Source organism: Neolewinella agarilytica (assembly GCF_900110645.1).
GTDB lineage: Bacteria > Bacteroidota > Bacteroidia > Chitinophagales > Saprospiraceae > Neolewinella > Neolewinella agarilytica.
In genome coordinates, this window is record NZ_FOFB01000024.1 from 1 (window position 1) to 12,837 (window position 12,837).

Below are 12,837 nucleotides of genomic sequence, written 5' to 3' on the forward strand. Positions count from 1 at the left end.
GCCGAAGTATGGGCTTCGTTCAACTGACCTGTCCGCGCTGCGAGCTGGGGGAAGAGGGCGTATTGGTGTGGAGGGCGCGGACAGGCCTTAGAGTTCCATGCAATCGAAAAATAGACCATAACTATAATTTACACTGATGATCTTACAAAATTTAACTACAAGCTTCGACAATGAATTCGATTTTATCAATCGAGATTTATCAGAAATAGAAATAAGAGAGACGCACGCAAAAGATAAATGTGTGGTATGGGACATTTCAGATCCGCAGAAGAGTTATAATTGCTTTCTTTTAGCAAAAAACACGCAGTCTAAAATAATATGCGATCTAACATTTCACAAATCAAGTACATCTAAAAAATATCTCCCCCGACCAGTATTTAAGAGAGTTTCATTGGATGGAAATATAAAGAATACTAGAAGTAAAGATAAAGTAATAGTCGACTTGAGTAATTCAAATGATGCAATTATATTTTGGAAATTTATTTCCTTCATCAAAAAATATAAAGAAATAGTAGACTTAGATGATCTTGAATCTACTTTTAAAGTTATTGCAAAAGATTCATATTTTATAGAGTTTGACACAAAGACTGAAAAAGAGAAAGCAAAAGATATAATTGAACTTGTTAGAAAGTCAGATTTGAAATCTTCTGACATCCGATCAATAGCATTTGAATCAAGGAAAAAAGATCTAAAAATATTTTATCTGCTGCTTAAAAACAAGACTTTGTCAAATGGTAAGAAGAGTATCGACCACTATCGATCGAAGTACTCAATACAGCCAGGAGAAGAAGCGATATGGCATCATTTTTTAAAAAATCATGATTGGATTTTGGGCTTGAACCTAGATTTGGTTTTCATTAAAGAATTCTTAGATGAACAAAGTGTTGGTAATCCTAATTCATCAGGGTCAGGAAACCCGAAAGTGGATTTACTTGGCATGTCACACTTCACGACGTTGGTTGAGTTAAAACATGCCAATACAAATATTTTTAAAAAATCTGTAAGTAAAGGTAGAGCTAATACATGGGACTTCACCTCTGACTTCATTGAAGGAATAAGTCAATGTTTAGGTCAGGTAGAAGAAGTGACTAAATCGTTTGATGGTAAACAGTATGTTGATGGCGACGGTGTAATTTTAGATAAACGATTTATTCATAACATAGATCCTCAATCAATTTTTATCATTGGTTGTAGATGCAGAGAATTTCCGATGTATGACGCAGATAATGATAATTTAGTAAAATACAAAGTATTTCAACGTTTCAGGAGAAATAATAGAATTGTTGATGTGCTGACGTTTGATGAGCTTTTTGAAAGATCATATTACTCAGTTTTTGATAAGAGGCTAGAATTTAGGTGGTGGGAGATGGATGAAAAAGATCTGTTCGTATAGAAATGATGCTCGTCAGTTGTAAAAGGATGAGAAAATATTCAAATAAATATGCATGGAACACCGCAGCAAGCTTGTTAAGTTAAGCCAAAACGGAATAGCTTTAATCAAGGCCCTATGACCTAGTTGCTAACTCAACCAGGCATATTCAAAAACAGCTTATCTTAGCACAAGAGGTTCCCGTCCAGCCGTTAGCTGGTTTGTCTTGTGACCCTGACTTGATTGATGTTTTACAATGTTGATCTATAATTATGTTCATAAATATGACGCCCCTGTGCCCTCAATATTTTGCGATTTCGTGGGCGGCTAGGTCGGGGCCTCTTTGCCTCTAAGTACCGAAGTAGTCGGTCGAGGAGGACAAGCTGTACGCTTCCCCTAAGCCGCAACCACTCAAGATTAGAAAATTTTAGCCGATCACTTAACTTTAAACAACAAAGAAACGATTATGAAGAAGTCAAAATTTACAGAGACTCAAATCACTTTTGCTTTAAGGCAGGCAGAACAAGGAACTTGAGTTATTTGGATTTGTCGGAAGATTGGAATTAGTCAAGCTACCTTTTACAACTTGAATAAATATTTTGAAAAATAAATAGAAGACTATGATTCTTACAATGAAAATTCTGGAACTTATAAATAAAAAGCATGAATATGCACTGACAGCATTCAAGTCACAGTTACCTGAAATTGAAGGAAATAGGAATATCATGATGTACGCTTCCCCTAAGCCGCAACCACTCTAAAGTAGAAATTCTGATTTAGATTTTCATAGTTTACGGGCGATTTATAACCGATGCTGCTGTGTGGCCGAATCTGATTATAGGGAGTATTGCATAAACACTACCAGATTGTATACAAGCGCTGTAGTTTCTTTCTTCAAGAAAAGAAACCTGGCTATGCATCAAGCAAAAAAAGCAACTCCCCCGTAACAGTTACCTGTAGGTCAGTCATTAAGAGTAGATACTATAAAAAGTATCCTCACTTGAGATAACAACGCAAGCATGAAAACCTACTTCTCCCTTCTGTCCTATTTGCTGTTATTGTTACTGCTACCCGCCACGGCAATGAGCCAATCCAGCACAACGATTGACGCCAAATCCTACGGCTACAGTTTTAAGTCGCCGGCCGGGTGGATTCATCAGGATCTTCAGAATGGGAGCCATTTTTTTGGTTCCAACACGATACCGGGCTTAATCGCGGTTTATCCCCATGCCTATGATAACAGAGAGGAGGTAAGGGCGTACGCCCAGGCAAACGGGATGGAGGAGGATGGGATGTTGCTTGCTCCTGTCGGGCAGATAGAGAATTTTTCAACCAACGGCATCAGCGGAATCTTCACGGGCTGGGCCGAAGGCAGCCCGATTAAGGCAGCGATGATTTCGCTGTTTTCTCCTCACGGCGGAGGGGTGTCGATAATCGTGATGACTTCCCCCGATAAATTCGATGCTTCCTATCCGGCTTTAGCCAAATCAGTAGCCAATTCCGTAATGCTTGTTCGTCCGGTGGAAAGTCAGCTGGCCCAACAGTGGAGACAAGGGTTAAGCAATAAGAAGCTGACCTATTTCAATACCACCAGTAATAGCACTGAGAAAAGGACCCTGATGTTGTACGAAAACGGAAGGTTCGTTTACGGAGATCAATCTTCTTACAGCAGTAGTGACTACGGCTCGGACTTTTCCAGCGCCAGCCAAAGCGACGATGCCGGGCAGTGGAAAATTTTGGGAGACGGGCAGGCAATTCAGTTACAGCTCACCTACAACGACGGTTCCATCAGCCAGCATTCTCTACAAATGAAAGAAGGAACGGCGACCCAGATCCTGCTGGATGGGCGGCGGTATTTTACGGAGGATTTGTAGGTTTGGGGGGGCAGGCGGTTTCGGCCGGGACGCTCGAAGGTCCCACAATACTGCGGGACCTTCGAGCTAATATGTCCGATATTTCATTACTAGCGACAAATTTTAATTCGTCCGCCGAGCCTTGCATAGGTGAGCTTCGCTACTGCCTTCGGCGGTGGCTCGTCGGACGAATGGGTAAGACCCGAATCCTCTCGGCGGCCGAGCCAAGCTACCGCAAGGCTCGGCCGACGAGCGAATTCTAGCGACTGCCACGAAAAACCAAAAATAGGACATCCTACCTTCGAGCGCCCGCGCTTCCGAATATTCCGCCAGGGCAAACGCATCAAATCTAAAACTATAATCCAATATTTTATTTTTGTTCTGATCGAACGCAGTGAGCTGTCACTTGCGGTAGCAAATCAAGAATCAAATATCGAGAATCGCCAATCGCCAATCAAAAACGTAGCAAACGGAGTTTGATGCGTTTGCCCTGAATCTTACCCCCGCCCCTTTCCCCAATCAACCGTAGCTTTACCCATTCTCCGCCTGCCTTCAATCTGGCGGTAATGTGTTTTTGATCAACGGTTCTCTCCTATGCGTAAATTGATTTTATCCCTTCTCCTTTTAGGTTGTCTTTCCCTCACCGCCCAGGAAGATCTTAAAGTGGGCCTCGTCCTGTCCGGCGGAGGTGCGCGGGGCTACGCGCACATCGGGGCTTTGCAGGTAATCGAAGAAGCGGGCATTCGGGTAGACTATATCGGGGGCACGAGCATGGGCTCCATCGTCGGTGGTTTGTACGCGACGGGCTACAGTGCTAAAGAGTTGGAAGCTTTGTTGCGGAAGACGGACATCATGTCGGAGTTGCAGGACGCCATTGGCCGCAACAAGCGGCCCATCTACGAAAAGCTCTACGATGAGCACTACCTTCTGGGCTTATCCTTAAGAGATTTTGCCATCCAGCTGCCGACGGCGCTGTCCGACGGGCAGCGAATCCACGACCTGTTCAGTCACTGGACGGCGGACGTGCGCCACATCAACGACTTCAGTAAACTGCCGATCCCGTTTCTCTGCGTGGGGACGGACATTGTTTCCGGAGATGCCATCGTGCTGGAGGAAGGAACCCTTGCCGATGCGATGCGCGCCAGCGCAGCGCTGCCGGGAGTGTTGAGCCCCTACGAAATGAACGGCCACGTGATGACGGACGGCGGAGTATCCAACAACTACCCGGCGCAGGAAGTGAAGGCGAAAGGGATGGATTACCTCATTGGTATTACCGTGGAACAGGACCCTTACCAGGCAGACGAGATTAATTCCCTGGATAAGCTCTTGCTTCAGATCGCCTTTTTCCAGGCTACGCGCCGTAACGTCGCGCAATACGAAGCGACCGATATTGACATTGACCCGGACCTGGGCAGTCATACCCAACTGAGTTTCGAGGCCATTGATGAGCTGATTGCCGCGGGCCGCCTTGCTGCCGAAAAGCAACTCAGCACCCTGCGCGCCGTCGCCCAAAAACAAAGCAGCAAAAGAACCGCTGCCGAAAAATCGAATCCCCGCCCCGTTGAATTTCTCAATGCTCCGGTCGTGGAGATCCAGGGAAACACCGACCTGAGCCGGCGGCAAATTCTCAGCTTCTTCGAAGATAAACTGCCGGGAAAAATATCCTGGGCGGATTTCCGCGATCACCTCGTGGCACTTTTCGCCACGGGCCGCTACACGGCCATTGATTACGATTGGGAAGCGATTGAAAATGGCGAAGACGAAGCCGTAAAGCTCACCCTGAAGCTCAAGCAATCACCCGATTTCGGGCAGCGGCTCCGGCTGGGGCTGCACTACGATCAGGTCTATCGTGCCAACCTGCTGGTGGGGCTGACGCTCAACGATGTGTTGGTGGATAATACGCTGACGACGATCGACCTCATCGGCGGCAGCCGCTTTCGCTACCGGGCGGATTATCGCGTTAACCGGGTGAACGGTTCTGCTTTCGGCCTGCGCAGCCGGCTGCATTACGCCGACGTGAGTTTTGACCTGCCGGAACTGATGTCTCCCTTCGAAGGGCTCGTCTTCGATCAGCTCGATTACCGCTTTTCCGACCTGAATGCAGAGTTGTATTGGGACATCCGGCAAACGACCAATTCCTTCACGGGTATTGCCGCAGAGCTGAAGTATTACCGCACCCTTTCTGATCAGATTGCCGAAGTGGATAATTCGAGTCTTTTCACCCTCGGCAAAGACGTATACTTCGTGCCGAAAGCCTACTTTCTGTACGATAAGCTGAACGTTCGTGATTTCCCGATGCGGGGCTTTAGTCTGGCGGGGGAAGCGCGGGGTATCCACAACCTGAATGCGGAAAATGTGGATGAAAACAAGTGGGCCTTTAATGCCGATCTCGACGCTCTCTTCCTCCTGCCGATGGGAAAAAAAGTAAGTGCGGGCCTGGAAATGAACGTCGGAGGTTTTCTGGACGGATCGTCTCTACCCTACCGCTATTACCTGGGGAGTAACAATCGCAACCTGTTCAATAATTTCAAATTATTCCCGAGCATAAACCTGGGGGAAGCCTCGGGAGAAAATCTGTTGATGGGAGAATTATTTCTGAGATTTAACCCCGCCGTCAGCCATTACCTGACCCTCGGCGGGCGGGTGGCCCGCCTGGGCCAGGAAGAAGGCTTACCCACCTCCATTGACCGGGACTTGCTGGCAGCGGGCCGGTTTACCTACGGTTACAACTCTCCGCTCGGCCCGATCGAACTGACTTATGCACGCGGAAATGCGGGCGGGCAGTTGTATCTGAATATTGGTTATTGGTTTTAAAAAGGGCTTCTGGGTATGCATAAGAGATTGTAATTTTTACCAGACTCGTCGGAACGCCTTCGTCAGGCGCTATCGCGCTGACTACGAGCGTTCCGACTAGTCTGGTATCAGCCAGTACTAGTTCGTCGGAACAATAAATTTCTTGAGGCGATAGCCTCATAAGGGAATTTTTGGTCGGACGAATCTTGTACGATTCCTCAAAGCGGTTATTCACACGCCCTCCCGAACTAAATTGGTACTTTTGCGGAGAATCGATACATACCAACATGCTCAATCTAGCACTACTTACCTCCATCTGTGAAGCACCAGGCGTCTCTGGTTTTGAACGCCGCATCCGTGAACTGGTCCTTCGGGAAGTACGGGAATTGGCCGATGAGGTAGAGGTGGATAATATGGGTAATGTGATCGCCATACTCCGGGGAAAATCTTCGAAGCGGGTGATGGTGGCCGCGCACATGGATGAGATTGGTTTTATCGTCAATCACATCGATGATAAAGGCTTTATCCGTTTTCTTCCGCTGGGTGGTTTTGACCCGAAAACGCTGACGGCGCAGCGGGTAATCGTTCACGGGCGGGAAGACGTGATCGGGGTTCTGGGCTGTAAGCCAATCCACATCATGAAGCCGGAGGAGCGCAAGCAGGTTGTTCCCCTGAACGAATATTTCGTCGATACGGGCATGACCAAAGAGGCGGTGGAAAAACTGATCTCCGTCGGAGATCCCATTTCCCGGGAGCGGGCGCTGATTGAAATGGGGGATTGTGTTACGAGTAAATCACTCGATAACCGGGTGTCGGTTTTCATTCTGATCGAAACGCTTCGTCGGCTTAAGGGGCAGGAATTGCCCCACGACCTCTACGCTACTTTTACGGTTCAGGAAGAGGTTGGACTGCGCGGTGCGATGGGCAGCGTGGGACACATCGACCCTGATTTTGGCTTCGGTCTGGACGTAACGATTGCCTACGATGTGCCGGGCTCGAGCCCACACGAAGCAGTTACCAGTCTGGGCAGCGGTGCGGCCATCAAGATTCTGGACGGTTCCGTTATTTCAGATTACCGCATGGTGAACTACCTGAAAGAAGTGGCCCGGGCCGCCGACATCAAGACCCAGCTCGAATTGCTTCCCGCCGGAGGAACGGACACTGCGGCCGTGCAGCGGTACGGGAATAAGGGCGCGATCGCAGGTGCAATATCGATTCCTTTGCGCAATATGCACCAGAGTACGGAAATGGCGCATAAAGAAGACATCCTGGCTACGATTGATTTGCTGGCAGCAGGCATCAGTCAGCTGGGAACTTATAACTGGGACTTCAGCGCCGACCATGGAACAGCCGACGCTCACCCGGATGCCATTAAGCCCGGAAGCGAAAGTGATTTTAGCTGGATGTAGAAAACCGGCCTCAGGCTGCCTCCCGCTGCGGAGCGGCGGGTGGCTCATTGTTGAATTTCTTCATCTCATCGCGAATTTCGGAGAGCAGCTGAATATCCCTCGGGGTAGGGACAACCTTATTGCCCTCGTCTTCGGCCTGATCCTTCAGACTGTTGATGAAGCGGATAACGACAAAGAGGGTTAGGGCGACGATGCCGAAGTCCATCATGGCTTCGATGAACTTTCCGTATCCGATAATGATGCCGGGAGTAATGACGCTGCCATCGGCAGCGAGGTCGGGGTCGGCGATGACCCATTTGAGGTCTCCTAAATCTACTCCGGCGGTCAGAAAGCCCAGGGGAGGCATGATGATTTGCTTGACGAGCACATCAACAATCTGATTGAAAGCCGCGCCAATGATGATACCGATGGCGAGGTCGATCATGTTGCCCTTAACGGCAAACTTCTTGAATTCGTGAAAAAAATTTCCCATGGCTGTAGCTGGTTTTTAGGTGTAACCGGAAACGAGAGGGGGATGTTAACGGGCAGGGGAAAAATCATTCGCGCCAGGTATTATGATAAGTAGAATTTGAGGCCTTGAAAATGAGGTGTTCAGGAGTGTGGAGTGGGGCTGACGTCAGAATAAGCCCCGTGCGCGGAAACATTATGATAAGTAGGTGGTAACATTTCATCACATTGCTCAAAAAACCTTCCTTGCACCTGCGGTGAGCGCCCGCCTGCTTAGCCTATCCAGCTGGTCAGGCCTGCCGCTATAGCCACCGCAAATAAGAGAAGATGAACAACTTCAGCCCTGGAGGAATCCACATCAACCATTGCCAGGCCCAGCAAAATACCGATGGGAACGGTGATAATGGCCAGCTCCGCCGCAACAAACTGCCCTCCCAGCAGAACGGCTGGAATGGTGAAGAGGAGGAACCAGTAAATGATCTTTACGCCCTTCTTTCCTTCGATGTTAAGCAGGCGGGAAAGGCTGCCAAAAAGCAGTGATAAGGGTAAAAGAATGACCGCAATCAAGCCAAGCGGAAGTGCATCATAGAGCCACAAGGAAGTGGGACTAAACCAGCCAAAGCCGGAAACCTGCGCCAGCCATAGTTCCGGTAAACTGCCGAAGAAATAAGCCGCTACACCGGCGAAAAAGCAAATGCTGACAAAGCCCGTCAGCCACTGAAAGAAACTGCGTATCTCCGGCCGGCGTAATACCACAATTGCGGTCAGGAAAGCCGGGGCAAAAAACAGGTATTCAGGCCGGAAAAGAAAAGCAAGCCCCAGCCAGGCGCCGGCGTTGAAGAGCGGGACGGACGGTTCGTTCTTCTTGTAAAGGCGACAGATGGCGATCAGGCCAAACAAGAGAAAAACATTGGCGACCTGTCCGGGATGAACCCAGCGAAAAGAGGGCACCATGGCCCAGATTAGCACCACAAACAGACCAGGAAACTGCGTGACAACCCGGGAAAACCGGTGGCGGCTGGCGAGTAGATTCGCCTGAATGCCTTGCACAAAAATCAGTAAGACGGGAATCAACAGTCCCAGCCAATAATTACCGGTAACCATATTCATCAGCCAGTTGCCGAGGAATCCGTTTCCCGTTACTTCCGGCGGTGCAACCGCTCCACCCAGCAAGGCAGGAAGCTGGAGCAGTAAAGCATAGACCAGTAAGAATAGGCCCGCCTGGGCCTGGTTAGATCTGAAAAGGGAAAGCAATGTCGGGGAAGTGAGTTAGGCGGTAAAGTTACGCCTAATCGATCGCCCGTTCCGTATCCGTAATCAGCTCCCGGGCTTCCCGGTAGGTGTCCGCCAGATCGTCGGCGGAATCCTGCCCGGCGTAAAGCGCCATTTCACAGCGTTTCAGCAGTTTATCGTAGCGGGCGGTAAGCTCCGGCAGGGCGCCTGCTCCCCTTAGTTTTTCCGCTACGTTGCGGCGGCTAAGCTCGGCAACGGGGAGGTGGAATTTGTCCCGCAAATAACCGAAAACAGCGCCTTCTACTGCGTCGTAAAACGGGCGTGGCTCTACTTTGGCAAGATGGGTTTTGGCTGCCTTCAAACGCTCAGTAGCTGCTTTGGCCGCTCGTTGTTTGGCGAGTTCCACGGGGTCGCGGTTATCCAGGTGGTCTTGGTAACGCTGCCAGCCGATGGCTCCGCCCGCCAGTAAGAGTGGTAATAGAAAAACGATCCAGTAAAGCGGCGATTCGGTAGCCGATATCCCGTACTGCCGGCCTGCCGGCAGGCTGCTGACTGCCATCAGGCTCAGGCTTTCCTCCACTACCTGGCTCGTGTCGATATCGTAAGTGGGCTGGCCGCTGCCGCCGGTAACGGTTATCTTGAAAGTAGAAGGAGCGTCGGTGACGTAGCGGGCACTGTCTACGTTGAAGTAAGTCAAACCGGGACTCAAATTATACACACCACTACGCTTAGGAACCACTTTGTACTCGAAAATCTTCCTGCCCAGCATCCCCGTCGGGCTGTCCAGAAATTCCTCCTGCAGAATTTCCGGATCATAAATGTCCCAGTCCTTTTCGCTCACGGGCGGGAATTCATCGATGCGTTCCACGTCGCCTTCTCCGGTGACGGTGATGCGCAGCGTCAGGGCATCGTCAGTGGTCATTTGATCCCGGTCAGCCTGTACCTGAAGGCGGTAGCTGCCAACACCCCCGGCGAAATCGTCCGGGCGGGGTTGCGGTAATTCCTGAACGTAGACGTACATCGTATCCGTATTCAGGGGAATTTGCTCGGTAAAACGCCGGGAAAAACTACTGTTGTTGCGGTAACGAACCGTACCCAAAACCATGCGGTAAGGATCGATCCGGATGCGCCCGCTCTTCGTGGGGAAAAGGGCAAGACTACCAAGGGTTCTTCGTTGGTACTCCCGTCCGTTTTCGATCACGGTGCGCGGCCGGCCGTCATATTGACGCCGTGGCTGAGCGTAAAATCCGTCAAAATCAGGCTCCTGCATCAGGTTGCGGGAGATGACGTTGGTGGTGGAATAGAGGTTGAGGTTTAGAATAATCTGCTGGCCCACAAAAGCGGTGTCCGTGGAGAGTTCTGCCCGCAGAAAATCAGGCGGCGCCAGGGCGGCGGCGCCCGCATCAACGGCGAGGACCTGAATTTTTTTGGAGTTGGCGCGGTAGGTCCGTCCGGCAGCCCGTATGGTGGCCACACCGATGGAGAGCTCACCCTCCCGCTTGGGCTGTAGCAGCCAGGTGTGCGTCAGGTGGCTGCTGCCCACGCCATTGATGATGGTGGTGCCCATACTGCGGCTGGGGCCACGCAACACGATGAAATTTTTGAAATCGGGCGCCTGCAGGTCGGTCCCCTGAGCATTCCGGAGCACGAGGCTGTATTCCACCGTGCTGTTCACTAACATCCGGGGCTTACTCAGTTCGGCACTGAACGTAATGTCCTGGTGCTGGGCCTTCAGTTGGGCGCTGACGCAGGTGCAAAGAAGGAGTAAAAGAGCAATGGTTTGGCGCATAGTCTCGGAGACGAAGGCTTTTGTTAGGATCGGCTAAGATAGGGAGAATGGGCTAAGCCGTCGGTCCGACGGCTGGCACAACTTGTGTATAACAAAGGTCCGCTACGATTTTGGATTGTAAACATGATTGATCCATTACCATCCGTTGAGCTTCCCGTCTTACATGCCTGCCGGCGGCCTAGTCGTGCTGGGGGCAGAGTTGGTACGGCTCTTACGGGAGCTACTGCCCTGTAACGATTGGTCTGAGAAAGTATAAGGACAACACTTGTTTTACTATTTTTACTCTTTATCCTGCTGTCAGGGTGCATCGCTAAAATGTTTTCGCCATTTCCTGGTGACAATAGACTTAACCTAAAATGACTATGAACACTAGAATTAAACTCACTTTAAGAGTATCAAGATATTTTCTGTCAACGTTTATTCTCCTTTGCGCTATCACCCTTAATGGTCAGAGCGACTATGACTTTTATTACCCTGGGGTGCAGTACTTCTACTTAAACGGTGAGAAGCACAGAAATGCTTACTCTCCTGGGTACGTTGGCATGAAAATTGAGAATAGCCCCTGTAATGAGTTGTACTTAACCGTTACCGAAAAAACACCCCCTGGCTCCTGGCCAAGCCCCTATACTATACCGAGTTTTTCCGGGCTGGAACTGTGCCAATATCAGGATTCTATCGTAATGAATGTTGGTAAAAATTTCCCCGTCATTATCCGGAAGAACCAACCGCCCGGTGTCCGGTGGCTAGTGACCATGGAAGAAGGCTTGGAAGTCTTGGGTAGTATCGACTCGGTGCGATACGAGGCCGTCGGTACTTCCTTTGATACCGTTAAATACATTAATTTTTACCACGCAGATACGGTATTACAGGAGCAGCCGATTCGATTGTCCCGTTCAAACGGATTACTTACCGGAGCTTATTTCTGGGATCTTATTGAAGAAAAAGAAACTGTCGCCCTTATTTCAGAGGACGAATTATCATTACCCTTGATTGCTACCGACTTTGCATATGAAATTGGTGATGAATTTCATATTGAAGAGGTCAAAACTTTACATACAGAACACATAGATTCGCATTTGTATAGTATCACGCAAAAAATACTCAAGGTTGTTTCGGTAGGTGAGCCAAGAGGTGACGCAATACCTGTCGAATATGATGTCCAGACACTAAAATATTTGACCTCAGGATATTTTGATTTAGGTATTGGATACGACTCCGTTTATTCTTCAGGTGAAATCGATACGATAATTGAACAAATTCCAGCTTGGACTAAGGCCCAGCCCGGAGCTTTTATGGAAATACAGGAAGCGCCTTTTTTTTAAGTAGTACCAAACGAGTTGTCGAGCACTGTGGGAAATACCTCATGTTACAGGACCAGATATTCTATACAGCGTGGGTGTATTCTTATTTGTCTGAACTTAATGATAACCGATACAAACAGATGAATTTACTTGGGTATGGAGGGAACTACTTTGAGTGGCTGGGCCTAATGGACCTTAGTGCAAGGGTAAAAGAATTGCAGCATGTTTCTTTAGCAAATGGCGCCACATGCTTTGGCCAGCCATTTGACTTTGATGGTCTGGTTTCTCAAACCAACAGGGAGAGGCCATCAATCAAAATGCGCGTATTCCCTAACCCCGTAAACGATAAGTTCCGAATAAATACCGATGACCATTCTGAACTGGAAGCGACCATATTCAACGCCAAGGGCCATGCTCTGAAACAGGTCCGCATCAGAAGTGGTGCAGAGGTTGATATCGCTGATCTGCCCACAGGACTTTACTTTTTAAACGTGAAGAGCAGTAGCGGTATTAAGGTAATGAGATTGATCAAAAATTAGGACAGTATAGCACAAGTTGAGTGGTATATAATGGGAGACAATTAAACATCTCTTTCCATGTTCCAACAGTGATAATAATGATTGTCCGGTAAAATCTCACTGCC

The 12,837-nt window shown here is 49.0% G+C and carries 9 protein-coding genes; 6 read left to right on the top strand and 3 right to left on the bottom strand.

Features of this window, described 5'->3' with window-relative positions:
* Positions 1 to 136 precede the first annotated feature (136 nt).
* The 4 genes from BM123_RS18315 (at position 137) to BM123_RS18330 (ending at position 7,424) form a co-directional block, all read left to right on the top strand.
* Positions 137 to 1,393 carry a Shedu anti-phage system protein SduA domain-containing protein gene (locus tag BM123_RS18315; protein ID WP_090171566.1) on the top strand — a complete coding sequence of 419 codons (1,257 nt, stop codon included), beginning with the start codon at positions 137 to 139 and terminating at the stop codon, positions 1,391 to 1,393.
* 995 nt (positions 1,394 to 2,388) lie between these two features.
* Positions 2,389 to 3,243 carry a hypothetical protein gene (locus BM123_RS18320; RefSeq protein ID WP_090171568.1) on the top strand — a complete coding sequence of 285 codons (855 nt, stop codon included), beginning with the start codon at positions 2,389 to 2,391 and terminating at the stop codon, positions 3,241 to 3,243.
* Between the two features lie 573 nt (positions 3,244 to 3,816).
* Positions 3,817 to 6,036: a patatin-like phospholipase family protein gene (locus BM123_RS18325; RefSeq protein WP_090171569.1), complete on the top strand. Its 2,220-nt coding sequence runs from the start codon at positions 3,817 to 3,819 to the stop codon at positions 6,034 to 6,036.
* A gap of 266 nt (positions 6,037 to 6,302) precedes the next feature.
* The gene (locus tag BM123_RS18330) at positions 6,303 to 7,424 is read left to right on the top strand and encodes a M42 family metallopeptidase (RefSeq protein ID WP_090171570.1); all 1,122 of its coding nucleotides are present in this window, start codon (positions 6,303 to 6,305) and stop codon (positions 7,422 to 7,424) included.
* 10 nt (positions 7,425 to 7,434) lie between these two features.
* Here BM123_RS18330 and mscL read toward each other — a convergent pair whose 3' ends face one another.
* The 3 genes from mscL to BM123_RS18345 form a co-directional block, all read right to left on the bottom strand.
* Complete coding sequence (gene mscL / locus BM123_RS18335) at positions 7,435 to 7,896, bottom strand: large-conductance mechanosensitive channel protein MscL (protein ID WP_090171571.1); 462 nt, start codon at positions 7,894 to 7,896, stop codon at positions 7,435 to 7,437.
* A gap of 248 nt (positions 7,897 to 8,144) precedes the next feature.
* Positions 8,145 to 9,125: a glycosyltransferase family 39 protein gene (locus tag BM123_RS18340; protein WP_090171573.1), complete on the bottom strand. Its 981-nt coding sequence runs from the start codon at positions 9,123 to 9,125 to the stop codon at positions 8,145 to 8,147.
* A gap of 34 nt (positions 9,126 to 9,159) precedes the next feature.
* Complete coding sequence (locus tag BM123_RS18345) at positions 9,160 to 10,893, bottom strand: BatD family protein (protein ID WP_090171575.1); 1,734 nt, start codon at positions 10,891 to 10,893, stop codon at positions 9,160 to 9,162.
* Between the two features lie 362 nt (positions 10,894 to 11,255).
* On the opposite strand from BM123_RS18345, the gene BM123_RS18350 reads away from it, so the two are divergent.
* On the top strand, positions 11,256 to 12,215 hold the full coding sequence (locus BM123_RS18350) for a hypothetical protein (protein ID WP_090171577.1): 960 nt from the start codon (positions 11,256 to 11,258) through the stop codon (positions 12,213 to 12,215).
* 41 nt (positions 12,216 to 12,256) lie between these two features.
* Entirely contained in the window at positions 12,257 to 12,733 is a 477-nt protein-coding gene (locus tag BM123_RS18355) for a T9SS type A sorting domain-containing protein (protein WP_090171579.1), read from the top strand.
* The last annotated feature ends 104 nt before the right edge of the window (positions 12,734 to 12,837 follow it).

What these genes read in the sequence shown, in the direction of transcription:
- BM123_RS18315 (WP_090171566.1), top strand. Translation starts at nt 137, where the DNA reads ATGATCTTACAAAATTTAACTACAAGCTTCGACAATGAATTCGATTTT.
- BM123_RS18325 (WP_090171569.1), top strand. Translation starts at nt 3,817, where the DNA reads ATGCGTAAATTGATTTTATCCCTTCTCCTTTTAGGTTGTCTTTCCCTC.
- BM123_RS18320 (WP_090171568.1), top strand. Translation starts at nt 2,389, where the DNA reads ATGAAAACCTACTTCTCCCTTCTGTCCTATTTGCTGTTATTGTTACTG.
- BM123_RS18330 (WP_090171570.1), top strand. Translation starts at nt 6,303, where the DNA reads ATGCTCAATCTAGCACTACTTACCTCCATCTGTGAAGCACCAGGCGTC.
- BM123_RS18355 (WP_090171579.1), top strand. Translation starts at nt 12,257, where the DNA reads ATGTTACAGGACCAGATATTCTATACAGCGTGGGTGTATTCTTATTTG.
- mscL (WP_090171571.1), bottom strand. Translation starts at nt 7,896, where the DNA reads ATGGGAAATTTTTTTCACGAATTCAAGAAGTTTGCCGTTAAGGGCAAC.
- BM123_RS18345 (WP_090171575.1), bottom strand. Translation starts at nt 10,893, where the DNA reads ATGCGCCAAACCATTGCTCTTTTACTCCTTCTTTGCACCTGCGTCAGC.
- BM123_RS18350 (WP_090171577.1), top strand. Translation starts at nt 11,256, where the DNA reads ATGAACACTAGAATTAAACTCACTTTAAGAGTATCAAGATATTTTCTG.